This is a genomic window from Butyricicoccus sp. AM32-19 (assembly GCF_003480365.1).
Lineage (GTDB): Bacteria > Bacillota > Clostridia > Oscillospirales > Butyricicoccaceae > Agathobaculum > Agathobaculum butyriciproducens.
Genome location: NZ_QUIX01000001.1, coordinates 336442 through 353778 on the forward strand (window position 1 = coordinate 336442; position 17337 = coordinate 353778).

A 17337-nucleotide genomic window follows, 5' to 3' on the forward strand; every position below is an offset into this window, starting at 1 on the left:
TTCCGTCGGAAGGAGCGACAAGCTATGGATATGAAAATGCAGGCTTTTCTGGATAAGGTAAAGGACATGGCGGATAAAACCGGCAAGGTCTCCCGTCATGCGGCAGGCGTAGCCGGCAAAAAGGCGAACGACCTTGCACTGGCGACCCGCATCAACCTGCAGATTTTCGATCTGAATACCGAGTGCGAAGCACTGTACAAGGAAATCGGCAAGCTGGTGTACGATCTGCACCGCGGTGCAGAGGTCACCAACGAGGAAATGGACGAAAAGATGGCGCAGGTCGATGCCAAGCAGGAAAAGCTGGCCGCGCTGCGCGACAAGCTGGCGGAAATGCGCTCGGTAACGGCGTGCCCGCACTGCGGCAAACCGTGCGGCAAGGATGACGCATATTGCTCGTCCTGCGGTGCAGAGCTGTAACATAATACGGTTTGATGCATCATATTGTAATATCGGGCAAGGGCAGCTATGCCCATTCTGATCAAAGGAAGGGGCGTACGGCATTTGCAGCGTAAAAAACAGAATTTCATTCAGGGTGCGTTCATTTTGATGCTGGCCAGTCTGCTGGTCAAGGTGATTGGCGCATTCTTCCAGATACCGTTGCTCAACATGATCGGCGGCAAGGATTCGCCGGCGTTCGGCATGTTCAGTGCGGCGTACCGCGTGTACACGGCGATGCTGATGATCTCGACCGTCGGTGTTCCGGCGGCGCTGGCGAAAATGGTCGCGGAGGCCACAGCCTGCGGCAGAGAGCATGAGGTGCGGCGCACCGTCCGTGTGGCGGGAAGCATTTTCATTCCGCTCGGTGCGGTCTGCTCGGTCGTGCTGTTCCTCGGCGCGGGCACGTTTGCATCCTGGATCAAGAGCGCGGATTCCCGGCTGGCGGTTATGGCCATCGCACCGAGCGTGCTGATGGTTGCTGTTCTGGCGGTGTTCCGCGGTTACTATCAGGGCCGCTCGAACATGGTGCCGACGGCGGTTTCGCAGGTGATCGAGTCACTCGGCAAGCTGTTTATCGGCCTTGGATTGGCGTATTATGCGGTTCAGCATAACTTTTCCGATCAGGCAGTCGCGGCAATGACCGTCCTCGGCGTTACCATCGGCGAGGTGGCTGCCGCTGTTTACATGCTCATTCAGGGTGCGATCACGCATCGCAGCAGCTCGGCGGTGCACGCGCTGGACGACAGCGTGCGTCCGGCGGGCCAGCTGGCGAAAACGCTGCTCAGTCTGTCCATTCCGATCACGATCAGCTCAGCGGTTATGAGTCTGACCGACCTGATCGACGTGGCGCTGATCTCTACGCGTCTGCAAAGTCCGGCGGTCGGCATGACGGCAAGAGAAGCAATGTCCACCTACGGCATTTACACCGGTCAGGCCATCAACTTCTTCAACCTGCCGCAGACGCTCATCACCGCACTGGCGGTCAGCGTGCTGCCGACCATCGCAAGCGCACGCGCGGCGGGCAACCATGCCAAGGTTTCCAAAACACTGGGTACCACGCTGCGCATGACGGTTATCATCACCCTGCCGGCTGGCGCGGGCTTCATCATGCTCGCCGGACCGATTCTGCGCATGCTGTACTCGCAGGGAACGGAGCTTGGCGGTGTACTGATGGGTCTGCTCGGCTTTGCCGTACCGGCGGCGGCACTTGTGGCTGTCACCAACTCGACGCTGCAGGCGTTCGGCCGCATTGACCTGCCGCTTGTCTCGATGTTTGCAGGCGCGGTTGTCAAAATGCTCGGTGACTATTTTCTCATCGGCAATCCGGCACTGAATATCATGGGTGCGCCCATCAGTACGGCGCTCTGCTATTGGCTGATCGCGGTCATCAACCTGTTCCACATCAGGCGTTTGACGGGTTCGCTGCCGCCGATCGGAAAAACGGTCTGCCGTCCGCTGGCGGCCACCATCGGCATGGGTGCGGCGATTTTCATTGTGCAGCGCGTGCTGAACGGTGCGTTGAACGCGGCGCCCGGAACCATGCCTGACAAGCTGATCACGCTCGCGTGCATCGGCGTGGCGGTTGTCGTGTATGCCGTTCTGCTGCTCGCGCTCGGTGCAGTCGAGCGGGATGATGTTCTGCTGCTGCCCAAGGGCGAGAAAATCGCAGATATTTTACATCTAAAGTAATCAGGAAGTGCAAAAATGGTTGATTTTGAAATAAAGGATTGTTACAAGTTCGATGATCTGCTCCGCATTATGGAAATCCTGCGCGCGCCGGACGGCTGCATGTGGGACCGTGAGCAGGATCATCATTCTATCCGCCGCAACTTCATCGAGGAGACCTACGAGGTCTGTGAAGCCATCGACGACGAGGACACCGAGCACATGAAGGAAGAGCTTGGCGATGTTCTGCTGCAGGTGGTATTCCACACCCAGATGGAGAAGGAAAAGGGCACATTCGACATCGACGATGTGGCGGACGGCATCTGCAAAAAGCTGATCTTCCGTCACCCGCATATCTTCGGCAATGTCGAGGTCGCCTCGTCCGAGGAGGTCCTCAGGAACTGGGATGACCTCAAGCGCAAGGAGAAGCATCAGGAGACCGATACGCAGGCGCTCGAAAGCGTAGCAAAGAGCCTGCCGAGTCTGATCCGTGCAGAAAAGCTGCAGAAGAAGGCGGCAAAGGTCGGCTTTGACTGGGATAACGTGAAGGATGCACTTGACAAGGTGCAGGAGGAGCTTGACGAGGTCCGCCGTGCCATCGACGGTGACGGCGATCCGGAGGAGGAGATTGGCGACCTGCTGTTCGCGTCTGTCAACGTGGCGCGTCACCTGAAGATCGACCCGGAGGCTGCTGCCGAAAAGACCTGCAACAAGTTTGTCAGCCGCTTTGCGGAGATGGAGCGTCAGGCGACTGCCGCAGGCAAAAAGCTGGCTGACCTGTCCCTTTCCGAGCTGGACGCACTGTGGGACAGCGCAAAGCACGAGGAACACGCATAAGGAGCAAAACCATGAAGAAAAGCGAACTGGTGACGCTGGTCGCAGAAAAGACCGGCTTTTCCAAGAAGGATACCGAAAAGACGATCGACACCGTGTTTACCGCCATTGCGGATATCATGGCAGCCGGTGACAAGCTGCAGATCAGCGGCTTCGGCACGTTTGAGACCAAGGAGCGCGCAGCACGCACGGGACACAATCCGCGTACCGGCGAGGAGATCAATATTGCAGCGGCGACCATGCCGGTGTTCAAGCCGGGCAAAGTTTTGAAGGATAAGGTAGACGGAAACAAGTGAGATTAGACAAGTATTTGAAGGTATCCCGCCTGATCAAGCGCCGCACGGTGGCGAATGATGCATGCGATGCAGCGCGCATCACGGTCAACGGCAAGCCGGCCAAGGCTTCGTATCAGGTGAAGATCGGCGACGTGATCGAGATCGCATTCGGTCAGCGCACGATGAAGGTGGAAGTGCTGAATATCGCGGAGCATACGCTCAAGGCAGATGCGTCTGCGCTGTATAAGGAACTGTAAACCGAACATAATGTATCCCGCTCTCGCATATATTGCAGAGCGGGATACTTTTTTGCAGTCAGGAGGGGAGTTATATGGCGCAGGAGGAACGAAGCCGTGAAATGCCGCACAGTGTCATTCTGGAGGGGAGAGAGAAGCTGACGATTTCCGGTGTGACCGACGTGCACAGCTTTGATGAGGAACAGGTGCTGCTCGAAACCGTGCGCGGCATGCTGGTCGTGCGCGGTCAGGGACTGCATGTAGAGCGGCTGCAGCTCGAGGCCGGAGAACTGATCATTCAGGGTGAGATCGGCCTGCTTGAGTACGACGACAGCGTGCAGCCGCGCGACAGCCTGTTCCGGCGGATCTTCGGCGGGTGAGCGGCCATGCCGGTGTTTACGAACAGCCAGCAGGTCACACTCGTGCTGCAAAGCCTGCTGCTCGGCGTCGGGATCGGGGCGGTGTATGACATGCTGCGGGCACTGCGTCTGCATTTCCGGTGCGGATGGGCAGGGGTGGCGCTGCTCGATACGCTGTTCTGGGCGATCGTGCTGGCGGCCTTATTCGAGTTCGGGCTGATCGCGGCCGCCGGTCAGCCGCGCGGCTTTGTGCTTTTAACGGCGGCAGGCGGCGTGGGATTGTACCTTGCAGCACTGAGTGAAACCATGCTGGAAGTGCTTATGAGGCTCCTGCAGGTGCTTGCGAAGCTGAGACGCGCCGTATACGGCTTGCGGGTGCACTGTCAAACGGTGGTAAAACAGCGGTGCAGTCCGGTAAAAATTCGGTTTTTGACGAAAAAATTTGAAAAAGACTCTTTTCTTTTTCGCAAAAAAGGTATAAAATAAAACCTGTATCAGTCTGACGCGCAAGCAAACGATATGAGGTGAGCAGATGACAAGGCGCACGCGGATGATCCTTATCAGGGCAGCGGTAGTGGTGTTTCTGCTTTACGCGGTCGTCAATGTGGTAAACCTGCGCACGCAGATCAAGAGCAAGCGGGATGAACTCGCGTCTCTGACCCTGCGGGTGGAGGAATATCAGAAGGCGAACGAGACGCTCCGGCAGGAAATGCAAAGCGGCATTTCCGAGGAGGATATCGGAGAGATGGCGCGGACAGAACTGGGCTATGCGGAACCGGGCGAGCGTATTTTTGTAGATACGTCCAGCCGGTAAAAGGGAAATAATAACGGAGGCAAAACAGCTTATATGGATTTGGCAGTGGGAGCAATCGTAGAGGGCAAGGTAACCGGCATCACCAAGTTTGGTGCATTTGTTGCGCTGCCCGAAGGAAAGTCGGGTATGGTGCACATTTCGGAGGTCGCTTCGACTTTTGTAAACGACATCAAGGATTTCCTGCAGGAGGGCCAGCAGGTCAAGGTAAAGATCATCAATATTGATCAGGCAGGTCGTATCAATCTTTCGATCAAGAAGGCGCAGCCGCAGGAGCCGCGTCAGCCGAGACACGAACGCCGTGAGGGCGGCTTTGCGCCGCGTCAGCCGCGTTTCCAGCGTTCGTCCGCACCGCGCGGACGTGTGCAGCAGGCACCGAAGGACCCGTCCACGATGAGCTTTGAGGATAAGCTGAAGGCGTTTATGTCGGACAGCGAAAGCCGTCAGGCCGATGTGCGCCACGCAACCGATCGCAAGAACGGTTCGCGCCGCCGCAGATAAAGAAGAAAACCGAGGGAAACCTCGGTTTTGCTTTTATATGCCGGTGCACGAAGCGTCGGCAGGGCTTTTCGGCACTGGCTGTCCGGTGCACATGAACTGCGTAAGCGTGTTCGCCCCCTGACGGGCGGTGCGTTTTTCGCTGAGATTCAGCGGGAGTTTGCCTGCCCGGCATAGCTTGTGCTGGAAAAGTAACGAAATCCTGCTTTTATGCAAAAAAAAGCGCGCTCTTCCTTGCGAAAGAGCGCCAAAAGTAGGATTGTGGGGATAAAGATATGAACGGTGCATGGCGGCTTTCCCAACCGCCATAATAAATATACCATAAATTACCACACTTGTCAACAGTTTTTGGAAGAGGTTTTCCATGAATCAAACACTGATCAAAAATATCAATATTTGGACGATGGACGAGCAGGATTCTCGCTTTTTCGGCTGGATTCTGCTTGAAAACGGCAGAATCACCTCGATGGGCGAGGGCGAAGCGCCGGACTGCGAAAACGTCATAGACGGCGAGGGCGGCGTGCTGACCCCCGGCCTTATCGACATTCACTCGCACATCGGTCTGTACGAGGACGGCCTCGGCTTTGAGGGCGCGGACGGCAACGAGGATACCGATCCGGCGACGCCGCATCTGCGTGCACTGGACGGTGTCAACCCGTTCGACCGCAGCTTCCGCGAGGCACTTGAGGCCGGTGTGACGGCTGCCGCAGTCAGCCCGGGCAGCGCAAACCCCATCGGCGGACAGATTGCGCTGCTCAAGACGGCAGGCCGCCGTGTGGACGACATGATTCTTAAAGCGCCGCTGGCGATCAAGTTCGCGCTGGGCGAGAACCCGAAGTCGGTCTATCACGACAAGGACGAAACGCCGGTCACGCGCATGGCGACCGCGGGCATCATCCGCGAGGAGCTGTACAAGGCGAAGGAGTATTTCTCACGCAAGGCGCGTGCGGAGAATGACCCGGATCAGGACGAGCCGGATTTCGACATCAAGATGGAAGCGCTGCAGCCGCTTCTCTGGGGCAAGGCTGAGGCACATTTTCACGCGCACCGTGCGGATGACATTTTCACCGCGCTGCGTATTGCGAAGGAGTTCGGTCTGCGGGCGGTTATCATTCACGGCACGGAGGCGCATCTTGTGGCCGACCTGCTGGCCGAGGAGCACGTTCCGGTGGTCAGCGGCCCGTACATGACCGACCGTTCCAAGCCGGAGATCCGCAACCTGTCGGATGCCGCGCCCGGACTGCTGTGCAAGGCCGGAATCGAAACCGCCATTACAGTCGATCACCCGGAAATTCCGCTGCGGCTGCTGCCGATGGCGCTTATGCTGGCGGTGCGTGCGGGTATGGATAAAACGGACGCGCTGCGCGCGGTCACATCGGTACCCGCGAAAATTGCGGGCATGCAGGACAGAATCGGCAGCCTGAAAACCGGTTTGGATGCAGACTGTGTGCTGTGGAGCGGCGATCCGCTGGATATTGCAACCCAGGTGCAGGCTGTTTTTGTAAACGGCACACCGGAATATAGGAGGACAAAATGAGGACGATTGAGGTTTCGGAAGTAACCAGGCTGGTGCGTCAGCTGTGCATTGATGCCAACTACTATCTGCCCGCAGATCTGCGGCAGGCGTTCGTGGATGGTCAGAACGCGGAGGAGTCTCCGCTCGGCAAGACCATCTTCGGTGAAATGATCGCCAACTGCGACCTTGCACGCGAGAATAATGTGCCGGTCTGTCAGGATACGGGCATGGCGATCGTGTTCGCGGAGATCGGTCAGGACGTGCATCTGACCGGCGGCTCGTTCGAGGATGCAGTCACCGAGGGTGTTCGCCGCGGCTATATCGACGGTTATCTGCGCCTGTCGGTGGTCGGTGATCCGCTGCGCCGCGAAAACACGGGCGACAACACGCCGTGTATCCTGTACACCTCGGTCGTTCCGGGTGACAAGGTGAAGATCACGGTTGCACCGAAGGGCTTCGGCTCGGAGAATATGACCCAGATGAAGATGTTCACGCCTGCCGCTACCAAGGCGCAGATCGTGGATTTCATCGCGGATGCGTGCATCCATGCCGGCTCCAACCCGTGCCCGCCGATCGTTATCGGTGTCGGTCTGGGCGGCACGAGCGATAAGGCGGCATATCTCGCCAAGCGTGCGCTGCTGCGTCCGGTCGATCAGCACAACGCCGATCCGCTGTACGCCGAGATGGAGCAGCAGATTCTCGATAAGGTCAACGCATCCGGTGTCGGCCCGCAGGGACTCGGCGGTACGGTTACCGCTCTTGCGTGCGCGATTGAGCCATTCGGCACGCATATCGCCGGTCTGCCGTGCGTGGTTAATATTTCCTGCCACGTTACCCGTCACGCAGAGGGCGAGCTGTAAGCAACCTTGACAAGAAATTGTAAAACCTCTTGGGAAATATGCTGAACAAATTGTGAACTTCTGAAAAATTGTTGGACAAGTTGCATAGGTTGTGCTATACTGAAGATAGCAAAAACCCAATACCGTTTCCGCCACACCACGGCGGCCGCGGATAAAGCCATCAAAGGCGGTTCACGCCTGTTAGGAGATGATTTTATGAAGTTCACTATCGTCGAAAGAAAAATCAAGATCGAGGACGAGCTGCGTCAGTACGCACTGCGTAAGGTAGAGAAGCTGGATCGCTACTTCCAGCAGGATTCGGATACCACGCTTACATTCAGCGAGCTGCGCGGCAAGCAGACGGTCGAGATCACGGTGCGTCAGGTTGGTCTGGTTGTCCGCGCCGAGGAAACGACGACTGATATGTATGCTTCCGTAGACGGTGCCATCAGCAGTATCGAGCGCCAGATCCGCAAGCATAAGACCCGTCTGGAGAAGCGCCTGCGTGAGGGTGCATTCGACAAGATGGCAGAGCAGAAGGCTGCACTGACCGAGGAGGATTTCGATGTAGTACGCCGCAAGCGCTTCGACGTAAAGCCGATGAGCGTGGACGAGGCTATCCTGCAGATGAACCTGCTTGACCACCAGTTCTACTTCTTCCGCAACGCCGACAACGACAATATCCACGCCGTTGTTTACAAGCGTGCGGCAGGCGGTTACGGTCTGATCGAGGGCGAGGAGTAAAATCCGCGTCAAACAGTAAAAAAGTTGCATTACATAGGGACCGGCGGCGTTCTGCCGCCGGTTCTTTTCGGTTAAAAGGGGAAAACGAATGAATTTATGTGATATTGAGACAATTCGAGCGGTTCTGGGCCGTCATGGCTTCCATTTTTCCAAGTCGCTCGGACAGAACTTTCTGACGGACGAAAGCGTGCCGCGCCGCATTGCGGAGATGAGCGGCGCGACCGAGTGCGGCAACGCGATTGAGGTCGGCCCGGGCATGGGCTGCCTTTCGGCGGAGCTGTGCCGGCGCGCGGATAAGGTCGTAGCGGTCGAGCTGGACCGTGCGCTCATGCCGGTCCTGGCAGAGACGCTCGCAGATTACGATAACTTCGAGGTCGTGCACGGCGATGTGCTCGAAACCGACCTTGCCGCGCTCTGCAAGGAGAAATTCGGTGACGGAAAGGCGATCGCGTGTGCCAATCTGCCGTATTACATCACCACACCGGCGATTACGGCGCTGCTTGAGAGCGGCGCGTTCGAGCAGGTGACGGTCATGGTACAGAAGGAGGTCGCGCAGCGCATCTGCGCAGAGCCGGGCACGGCGGCGTACTCGGCGTTCTCGATTTATGTGCAGTACCACGCCAAGGCGGAAATCCTGTTTGATGTTCCGGCGGACTGCTTTGTGCCCAAGCCCAAGGTGGATTCGGCGGTGCTCAAGCTCGTGCCGCTCGACAAGCCGGCGGTTGAGACCAAGGACGAAAAGCTGTTCTTTTCCCTCGTGCGCGCAGCCTTCAATATGCGTAGAAAGACGCTCGTGAACGCGCTCGGTCCGGTGCTCGGCTCGTCGATGAGTAAGGAGGAGATCACCGCACTCGTAGAAGCAGCCGGTCTGGATGCCCGCGTTCGCGGTGAGCGGCTCAGCCTCGCGGAGTATGCGAAACTGGCAGATCTCGCGGCGGAAAAGCTCAGTAATTGAGAATTGAAAATGGAGAATTGAGAATTAGAGTGAAGAGTTTGTAAGATAAAGCGTGTTTGCAAAGAAATATTCGCAGGTGCCGTGCACAACAACGCGCAAACGAGTTGCGCAACACTGTTATCCCCCAGGGGACCCTCTCTTGCCCCTTTGGGCAATTCACCTTGTGTTGCGCCTGCGGAGACTAAACCGCATGTGTAGCAGCAAGGAATCTGGCACTGCGAAGCGGTAGAGAAATGGGCGGCCACTGGCCGCTCCTATGGAAGAAAAAATCCTCTGCCGTTCCCAAATTTCGGAGCGGTCACCGGTCTCTGGTCTGCGCCAGACGAACAAATAAAGGGAAACGGGAGTTAAGAGGGTAGAAACCGTAGGTGTCTACCCTCTTGCCCTCGCCGCCAAAGGTTGGCGCCCATTCCCGCTGCTTTAGCAAACAGATAAATCAAACCTACCCCCACCATGTGGACAAAAGAAAAGCCTGCACACGCAGGCTTTTTCTCATACCACAATGGCTCTCGGCGGCACCGGCGAGGAAAACACGATCTGTGTTTCGGTCTTGCCGAATTTCTGCAGACGTCCGATAAAGCCGTCCAGCTCCTGCGTCGAGGCGAACGACACCTTGATCAGCATGGAGTAGTTGCCGGTCACGCAGTTGCACTCGAGCACATTCGAGCACGCAGCAATGAACGGATAAAATTCCTCTTTCTGGGTGGGCTGCATATCCAGATGGATGTACGCGAGAATGTGATGGCCAAGCTGCAGCGGGTCCAGATCGAGCGTATACGCACGAATAACGCCCTGTTTTTCCAGCCGCTCAATACGCGCGGAAACCGCAGGGGAGGAAAGGCGAACCTCACCTGCAAGGGCCTTGATGGGGGTGCGGGCATTCTTCTGCAGCAGCCGCAAGAGCTTCAGATCAATTTCGTCCATGGGGCAAATAGCCCTCCTTATCCTAAAAATAAAAACAGGAGTCCGACCCGCCTTCGCGGGACGAACTCCTTTGTTCACTGTTTATTATAAAGCACGACCGGGTTGTTGTCAAATAAAATAAGGCTTTGAACAAAAGTTTTTATACATCCGAGTCGGTGATGACCTTGAATTCCATCCAGTCCGGCGTTGCGGAAACGTAAATGGTATCCTCGTCAATGAACACAAAATCCCGGTTATCGCTGAAATTGGACTGGTTGTTTTCGGTCGGAACATCGTTTCGGTTTGCCGTTTTCGAGGTGATCGAACCGTCAGGCGTTCCGCAGAACGGCTCGGAAGGCAGGTTTCCGGTCTCCTGATACAGCTTGCCATCCACCATGACCATCCGCGGTACGGTGGCATCCTGCTCGAACACGATCCACTGGTTATCAATCAGCACCTCGATATGGTCGTCTATGCGCTGATAGCCGTAGCCCGTGCCGAAGTTGGACTGGCCGTTCTCGGTGGGCGCGTCCGTGCCGTTCGCCGTCTGCGAGGTGATCTCGCCGTCCATGTTGCCGCAGCGGCCATCGACCGTGCTGACCTCACCGGTAGACTGATACAGCGTGTTATCCACCATCACCATCATGGGTGCATCTGCGACCGGTTTCTGCTCGGTGGTATCCGGCAGGGCAGCTGCGTCATCCGTGCTCTGGCTGCCGATTTCGGCTTCCGTGGTTTTCGGCTCGGCATTGCCGCAGCCGGTCAGCAGCAGCGCCAGAAGTGCAAGAAGCATTGCTAAAGTACGTTTTGTCATAAAAAACACCGCCTTTCGTAACTCTGATAGTATAGACGAAAGACGGCGTAAAAAGTTCCGTATAAAATTATTTTTTCTTTTTCGGTTTTGCCCAGCCGGTTTTTTTACCCTGATTCGGCTTGCTCTGAGCCGGACGCGAAGCCGGACGTTTGCCGTTCGGTGTACTGTGCTTGCCGTTATTAGGCGCAGAATGACGGCGGTCGTTATTCTGCTGTCTGCCGCCGTTGGACACGCCGTGGCGGCTGACGCTGTGCTGCTTGCTGCCCGGCATGCGCTGGTCGCTGCCTCTGCCCGGACGAATGAGACATTCCCTGCCAAAGCCGATGAGATCCTCACGGTGCGCCTTTTTGAGCGCGGCAATGACGATCGGGCGTTTGTCCGGTCGGCGCCATTGCAGCAGCGCACGCTGCATGGCCTTGTCCTCGGGCGTTTTTGCCACAAAGACCGGCTTCATGGTGCGCGGATCAATCTCGGTGTAGTACATCGCGGTGGACAGCGTACCCGGCGTGGGATAAAAATCCTGCACCTGCTCGGGCATGTAGCCGACGCGGTTGAGATACTGCGCGAGCATGATGGCGTCATCAAGCGTTGCACCCGGATGCGAGCTCATCAGATAGGGCACAAGATACTGCTTGCGGCCCAGCTTTTCGTTGATGCGGGCATACCGCTCGCGGAACTGCTCGTACACCTTGAAGGACGGCTTGCCCATGTAGTACAGGGCGTTATCGCTCATGTGCTCCGGCGCGACCTTCAGCTGACCGGAGATGTGGTGCTCGACCAGTTCGCGGAAGAACGCATCGTTCTTCTCGGCCATCATGTAGTCGTAGCGCAGACCGGAGCGGACGAACACCTTCTTGACACCCTCGATGTGGCGCAGCTCACGCAGCAGTTCGAGGTAATCCGTGTGGTCGGCCTCGATGTTCTGACAGGTGGTGGGGAACAGGCAGCGCTTGTCCTTGCAGCAGCCGTATTTCTCCTGCTTTTTGCAGGCCGGAAAGCGGAAATTCGCGGTCGGGCCGCCGACATCGTGGATATAGCCCTTGAATCCGGGCATTTGGGTGATCTTTTTTGCTTCCTCGATCACGCTCTCGTGGCTGCGGACCTGAATGTAGCGTCCTTGATGGAACGCGAGCGCGCAGAAGTTGCACGCGCCGAAGCAGCCGCGGTTGTGGATGATGGAGAACTGTACCTCCTGAATGGCGGGCACGCCGCCGAGCGCCTCGTAGGACGGATGATAAGTTCGCATATACGGCAGCGCGTAAACATGGTCCATCTCCTCCGTGGTCAGCGGCTTTGCGGGCGGGTTCTGCACAAGGATGCGCTTGCCGTGCCGCTGGAGAATCGCCTTGCCGCGCACGGCATCCTGTTCGTCGTACTGGATTTTGACCGAACGGGCGTAGTCTGGCTTGCTGGCGCAGACATCCTCGTACGAGGGACATTCGACCGCATCATACTCCAGATCGTCCGTATCATGCACCATATAGGCCGTGCCGCGGACTCCCTTGCACGCGTCTGCGCCCTTTTTGCCGTGCTTGAGGTTGTTTGCCAGCTCAACGACCGAGTGCTCGCTCATGCCGAACATCACGCCGTCCGCGCCGGTGGATTCCAGAATGGACGGCATAACACGGTCAGCCCAGTAATCGTAGTGCGCAAATCGGCGCAGACTGGCTTCAATGCCGCCGAGATAGACCGGCGTTTCCGGAAAGGCGCGCCGCGCAAGCATGGAATAGACGGTTACCGCACGGTCCGGCCGCTTGCCGCCCACACCGCCCGGCGTGTATGCATCGTCCGAACGGCGCTTTTTCGCCGAGGTGTAATGCGCGACCATCGAGTCGATGTTGCCGCCGTTGATGAGCACCGCGTAGCGCGGACGGCCCATTTCGAGGAAGTCGTGCTCATCGCGGAAATCCGGCTGGCTGAGGATAGCGACCTTGTAGCCTGCATCCTCCAGCACGCGTGAAATGATCGCCGTGCCGAACGACGGATGATCGACGTACGCATCGCCGGTGACGATGAGAAAATCGCAGTAATACCATCCGCGATCGGCCATATCTTGTTTGGAAATAGGGAGAAAACCGTTCATATATACCTCTTTGGCTTTACAAGGTGAAAATTATAGGTTACAATAAAAATACGGGTAATCCGGCAAAAGATGTTGAAGACGGTTGACCATACTCCCTGAAGGGAGGTGGTATTGTGGATCAGATTCTGCAGATTATTACATTGATCATTCTGCTTGAAATCGTTAAAACCATAAAAAAATAACCGTCCTCGGCCAAAGGTAACGGTTATTTTTTCAACAAAATAATTGAACCCAGGTCAACCGTCTTCTGCCGGATTGCCCTTTTCTATCTATAAGTATAGCAAATCTGCGGTAAAAGTCAAGCCGCAGAGCACGGAAATGTTTTGCAAAATAAAAAATAACCGCCCTCGCCCAAGGTAACGGTTATTTTTTCGCAAATAAGGTATACGGTTATTCTGCAAAAACTCAGTTATCCAGATAGAACTGAACCAGCTCCTGCATGAGTTCGTCGCGGTCGATCTTGCAGATCAGGCTGCGGGCATTGTTGTGGTTGGTTATGTAAGTCGGGTCCTCAGAGAGAAGATAGCCGACGATCTGGTTGATCGGGTTGTAGCCTTTCTCCTTGAGCGCATCATACACAGTGGTAAGCGTGCGCTTCATCTCCTTGTTGGACTCGTCTACCAGACTGAATTTTCTCGTTCCGTCAAGCATATTTGGTTCTCCTTTCCGATCCTACCTGTCGGTGTTTATCGTTACTTACAGCATAATACAAAAAGCAGAAAAAGTAAAGCCTTATCCGCGCAAAACTCGCATGAAAACTTTTTCCGCCTGTGGCATACACTGTATGGCGATGGAAAAGGAGACGGTGTTTTACGAGCTGTAATTTTCCAGCAGCCGCGCCAGCTCCTCTGCATTATCGAGTGTAATGCCGTCCGCAAGCGCTTGCTGCTCGGCGGATGGCAGCGTGCGCGTGTCGATGCCTGTGCGCAGGACCGAGCCGTCGCTCTGCCGGATGACAAGCCGGTCGTTTTCGCTCTGCACCGTATAGGTAATCGATGCGCTCGCCGGAACGGCCGGCGAAGCCAGAAGCGCACGTCCGGCCAGAACCAGACTGATCATTGCTGCAAGACACGCCAGCGCGGCGAGCTGTGTGCGCCGCCGCGCCTGCTGCATAGCAAGCAGATAAAAACCCTGCATCATAGTCAAAACTCCTTCACTCAGTGGGACTTGCTTTGAGTATTCCCACAAAAATACGGTCTATTCTAAAAGCAGCGTAAAAAATGTTTGGAATTTGCAAAGTCCTGTGGTATAATGCTATCAGAGTGCCTATTACCTCGGCAGTAAGCTGCCGGAAGAAAATCGGCACAGGCAGCTATTGTACAATTCATTTAGCCTTATAAGACGGTAATACCGATGAATTTTACGGTATTGCCAACAATACACGGTGCTTCAAAAAAACAAGACCGTGTGCGGGAACAAATAGGACGTGTTCTTCGTCTTACCCGACAGGACCCTGCGGTGCATATCGTAGGGCAAGGAGGAAAACAAATTGGCAACTGGCAATCAAAAAGGAACGGGAATCGGACATCTGTTCTCCCGCATACTGATTACACTGGTATTGATCGGTGTGCTGTGCGGCTGCTTCTGCGGTATTGCGTTTGCGCTGTATGTACACATCTATATCAATCCGTCCGCGCAGGAAACTGCGGTGGAGATCAGCAAGGGACTGGGTCTGAATCTGAATTCATTCATCTATGCTAAGGAATCGGATTCTGATGAATACAAGCTGTACGAAACCATCAAGGGCAAGGAAAACCGTGAATGGGTGGACAGCGACAAGATTCCGGATACCCTCAAGAACGCAGTCGTTGCAATCGAGGACGAGCGCTTTTACAAGCACCACGGTGTAGACTGGGTGCGCACGATCGGTGCGGTCAAGGGCTGGCTGCTCGGCGGCACGCAGTACGGCGGCTCGACGATAACGCAGCAGCTGATCAAAAACATCACGGCTGATAACGATTACTCGGTAAAGCGCAAGGTAAACGAGATTTTCCGCGCGTTTGCACTCGAGAAAGAGATTGACGACAAGGACCGTATTCTGGTCATGTACCTGAACACGATCTATCTGGGCTACAACAGCTACGGTGTGCAGACTGCGGCGATGCAGTACTTTGACAAGGATGTATCGCAGCTGGATCTGGCAGAATCCGCCGTACTGGCAGGTCTTACCAACAACCCGTCGATTTACGACGTTTATAACCATCCCGAAAAGGTAAAGAAGCGTCAGGAGACCATCCTTGCACAGATGCTCGATCAGAAGATGATCTCGCAGGAGGAGTATGAGGCTGCCGTAGCAGAGGAGCTTAACTACCGCCCCTACGAGGAGTATCAGCAGGAGATCAAGTCCACCTACAGCTACTTCACCGATGAAGTTATCAAGGACGTGATCAACGACCTGATGACCGAAAAGGGATATTCCCGTCTGGTTGCGGAGAACATGGTTTACTCCGGCGGTCTGAACATCTATGCGACCATCGACACCAAGGTGCAGAATGCACTCGATGAGGTCTGGGCTAACGCAGATAATTTCCCGAACACCGAGAAGTACGGCGAAATCCCGCAGAGTGCCATGGTCATCACGGACAAGCAGGGCAATATCGTTGGTATTGCCGGCGGCCGCGGTGAAAAGACCAGCAGCCGTGGTTTCTCCTATGCGTCTGACGCACGCCGTCAGCCGGGTTCTTCGCTCAAGCCGCTCTCGGCTTACGGACCGGCGATGGATAACGGCATCGTCACGCCGGACAGCACGATTTATGATCGTGCGCTCATGGAGGATGAAGAGGGCAATCCGTGGCCGATGAACGACGGCAAATATCCGACCGGCCGTCAGCTGACCATTAAGGAGGGCATGACCCGTTCGCTCAATACGGTCTCTGCACAGCTTCTCAAAACGCTGACACCGCAGGTATCGTTTAACTTTTTGACCCAGCAGCTTGGCTTTAAGCTGGTAGACAGCCGCACCAACGAGGATGGTACCGTGCAGTCGGATATCGACCTTGCACCGTTGGCGCTTGGCGCACTGACGGACGGTGTTACCGTTCGTGAGATGGCGGGCGGTTTCTCGACCTTCATCAATGATGGCGTTTGCGGCGGTACCCGCACCTACACCAAGGTGACGGACAGCGAAGGCAACACCGTAATGGAGAATACACCCAACACGGATAAGGGCTTTACCAATGTCCGCACGGATTATTATATGCTCGACTGTCTGCAGAACGTTACCGCACACGGTACCGCCTACGGCATTCAGCTTGACGGTGTAGAAACCGGCGGCAAGACCGGTACCACCACCTCCAATACCGATATCTGGTTCTGCGGCATCACGCCGAAGTATTCCGGTGCGGTATGGGTAGGCTACGAGCATAACTACCGTCTGGACGGCCTGTACGGCCGCAATGCGGCGAATATCTGGCTGGCCGTTATGCAGAAGGTGCATGCGGGTGATTCCGGTCTGGTATTTGACTCGCATCCGCAGGATTTCGAGGAAGTCACCTACTGTATGGATACCGGTCTGCTGGCATCCGGTGCGTGCCGCGCTGCGGGACGTGCTGCAACCGGCCGATTCTGGAAGGGCAAGGCTCCGACCGAGACCTGTAGTCATCAGAATATCGAAAACAAGTATGATTTCGAGAGCATGGGCGTAGATAATTATTACTACGACGATGAAGAAGATGACAGCGATTCGGACAGCAGCTCTTCGGATACCGGCACCGGCAATGAGGATTCCGGTGACGGCGGATCGTATGACAGCGGCGACAGCGGCGATTCCGGTGACGACAGCGGAGACGGCGGTGACAGCGGAGACGATTCGGGCGACAGCGGCGATTCCGGTGGCGACAGCGGAGACAGCGGAGACAGCTCGGAGGATCCGGAAGCATAAAGCCGAATTGTTCGGCACAAACTGAAAACTGAAAATCGTTCAGCGCCGCACAAGGCCGCACAAGTCGGGGCGTTAGCGGTGCCTTGAACCCGCAATCCGCTTCAGCGGGGACTATGCGGGTAACAAGGAGCACACATGCGGCGAGGCAGCCACTCACAGGGCGATGAGGGACCGGTACTGCGCAACGGAGGACTGTGAACCATGTCAGGCGGGGAACCGAGCAGCATTAAGCAGAAACCATCGTGTGCCGCAGATCTGCCGATTCTGAGCCCGAAATGCGGAAAGGCAGCCGGGTGTGTGTATTCGAATTACCTGTGTGCGGTCTTGTGGGGCGCTGAACGAATCTCGATTGAAACCACGCTTTCGATCGAAGGGGATATGCCGAGCCTGCGGCTCGGACAAATCCCGGCGGGACAAAAGTTCCTCCCGATGGTCGAAACTTTTGCTCCGTCTTGCATAAAAACCCACGCACATGTCGCGGGTTTTT

General features: G+C 56.0%; 19 protein-coding genes and 1 other RNA gene. 15 read left to right on the forward strand and 5 right to left on the reverse strand.

The window, feature by feature from the left end; translation table 11 throughout:
* Positions 1 to 24 precede the first annotated feature (24 nt).
* The 13 genes from DW806_RS01560 to rsmA all read left to right on the forward strand — a co-directional run bounded on the left by DW806_RS01560 (position 25) and on the right by rsmA (position 9170).
* Positions 25 to 417, forward strand: a complete 393-nt coding sequence (locus tag DW806_RS01560; RefSeq protein ID WP_117751371.1) for a zinc ribbon domain-containing protein — start codon at positions 25 to 27, stop codon at positions 415 to 417.
* An 84-nt stretch (positions 418 to 501) separates the two neighbouring features.
* Positions 502 to 2127: a putative polysaccharide biosynthesis protein gene (locus tag DW806_RS01565; protein WP_158578258.1), complete on the forward strand. Its 1626-nt coding sequence runs from the start codon at positions 502 to 504 to the stop codon at positions 2125 to 2127.
* A gap of 15 nt (positions 2128 to 2142) precedes the next feature.
* The gene (mazG, locus tag DW806_RS01570; protein WP_110435245.1) at positions 2143 to 2940 is read left to right on the forward strand and encodes a nucleoside triphosphate pyrophosphohydrolase; all 798 of its coding nucleotides are present in this window, start codon (positions 2143 to 2145) and stop codon (positions 2938 to 2940) included.
* A gap of 11 nt (positions 2941 to 2951) precedes the next feature.
* The gene (locus DW806_RS01575; protein ID WP_110435244.1) at positions 2952 to 3233 is read left to right on the forward strand and encodes an HU family DNA-binding protein; all 282 of its coding nucleotides are present in this window, start codon (positions 2952 to 2954) and stop codon (positions 3231 to 3233) included.
* A complete protein-coding gene (locus tag DW806_RS01580) occupies positions 3230 to 3469 on the forward strand; it encodes an RNA-binding S4 domain-containing protein (RefSeq protein WP_116704678.1) in 240 nt (79 codons plus the stop codon). Before DW806_RS01575 ends, DW806_RS01580 begins: the two co-directional genes overlap by 4 nt.
* Before the next feature lie 74 nt (positions 3470 to 3543).
* Positions 3544 to 3828, forward strand: a complete 285-nt coding sequence (yabP, locus tag DW806_RS01585; RefSeq protein WP_110435242.1) for a sporulation protein YabP — start codon at positions 3544 to 3546, stop codon at positions 3826 to 3828.
* Positions 3829 to 3834: 6 nt separating this feature from the next.
* Complete coding sequence (gene yabQ, locus DW806_RS01590) at positions 3835 to 4293, forward strand: spore cortex biosynthesis protein YabQ (protein ID WP_118728895.1); 459 nt, start codon at positions 3835 to 3837, stop codon at positions 4291 to 4293.
* 46 nt (positions 4294 to 4339) lie between these two features.
* Entirely contained in the window at positions 4340 to 4621 is a 282-nt protein-coding gene (locus tag DW806_RS01595; RefSeq protein WP_110435240.1) for an FtsB family cell division protein, read from the forward strand.
* A gap of 33 nt (positions 4622 to 4654) precedes the next feature.
* Positions 4655 to 5119, forward strand: coding sequence for a S1 RNA-binding domain-containing protein (locus DW806_RS01600; RefSeq protein WP_118728896.1), 465 nt, complete (start codon positions 4655 to 4657; stop codon positions 5117 to 5119).
* Between the two features lie 361 nt (positions 5120 to 5480).
* Positions 5481 to 6653 carry an amidohydrolase gene (locus tag DW806_RS01610; RefSeq protein ID WP_118728898.1) on the forward strand — a complete coding sequence of 391 codons (1173 nt, stop codon included), beginning with the start codon at positions 5481 to 5483 and terminating at the stop codon, positions 6651 to 6653.
* Complete coding sequence (locus tag DW806_RS01615) at positions 6650 to 7492, forward strand: fumarate hydratase (RefSeq protein WP_118728899.1); 843 nt, start codon at positions 6650 to 6652, stop codon at positions 7490 to 7492. The genes DW806_RS01610 and DW806_RS01615 overlap by 4 nt, the downstream gene beginning before the upstream one ends.
* Positions 7493 to 7687: 195 nt before the next feature.
* Positions 7688 to 8215 (forward strand): ribosome hibernation-promoting factor, HPF/YfiA family, encoded by a 528-nt coding sequence (gene hpf / locus DW806_RS01620; RefSeq protein ID WP_118359735.1) that lies wholly within the window; start codon positions 7688 to 7690, stop codon positions 8213 to 8215.
* A gap of 88 nt (positions 8216 to 8303) precedes the next feature.
* Positions 8304 to 9170, forward strand: coding sequence for a 16S rRNA (adenine(1518)-N(6)/adenine(1519)-N(6))-dimethyltransferase RsmA (rsmA, locus tag DW806_RS01625; protein WP_118728900.1), 867 nt, complete (start codon positions 8304 to 8306; stop codon positions 9168 to 9170).
* A 492-nt stretch (positions 9171 to 9662) separates the two neighbouring features.
* Here rsmA and DW806_RS01630 read toward each other — a convergent pair whose 3' ends face one another.
* The 5 genes from DW806_RS01630 to DW806_RS01650 all read right to left on the reverse strand — a co-directional run bounded on the left by DW806_RS01630 (position 9663) and on the right by DW806_RS01650 (position 14110).
* Positions 9663 to 10094, reverse strand: a complete 432-nt coding sequence (locus DW806_RS01630) for an Lrp/AsnC family transcriptional regulator (protein WP_116704675.1) — start codon at positions 10092 to 10094, stop codon at positions 9663 to 9665.
* 139 nt (positions 10095 to 10233) lie between these two features.
* Entirely contained in the window at positions 10234 to 10887 is a 654-nt protein-coding gene (locus DW806_RS01635) for a hypothetical protein (RefSeq protein WP_118646066.1), read from the reverse strand.
* 67 nt (positions 10888 to 10954) lie between these two features.
* Positions 10955 to 12970 carry a YgiQ family radical SAM protein gene (locus DW806_RS01640; protein WP_118728901.1) on the reverse strand — a complete coding sequence of 672 codons (2016 nt, stop codon included), beginning with the start codon at positions 12968 to 12970 and terminating at the stop codon, positions 10955 to 10957.
* A gap of 405 nt (positions 12971 to 13375) precedes the next feature.
* Positions 13376 to 13621, reverse strand: a complete 246-nt coding sequence (locus DW806_RS01645) for an IreB family regulatory phosphoprotein (RefSeq protein ID WP_110435230.1) — start codon at positions 13619 to 13621, stop codon at positions 13376 to 13378.
* Positions 13622 to 13780: 159 nt separating this feature from the next.
* On the reverse strand, positions 13781 to 14110 hold the full coding sequence (locus DW806_RS01650; protein WP_118728902.1) for a BofC C-terminal domain-containing protein: 330 nt from the start codon (positions 14108 to 14110) through the stop codon (positions 13781 to 13783).
* 349 nt (positions 14111 to 14459) lie between these two features.
* On the opposite strand from DW806_RS01650, the gene DW806_RS01655 reads away from it, so the two are divergent.
* Positions 14460 to 16850: a transglycosylase domain-containing protein gene (locus DW806_RS01655; RefSeq protein ID WP_118728903.1), complete on the forward strand. Its 2391-nt coding sequence runs from the start codon at positions 14460 to 14462 to the stop codon at positions 16848 to 16850.
* Between the two features lie 55 nt (positions 16851 to 16905).
* Positions 16906 to 17172: signal recognition particle sRNA large type (gene ffs / locus DW806_RS01660), an RNA gene on the forward strand.
* The last annotated feature ends 165 nt before the right edge of the window (positions 17173 to 17337 follow it).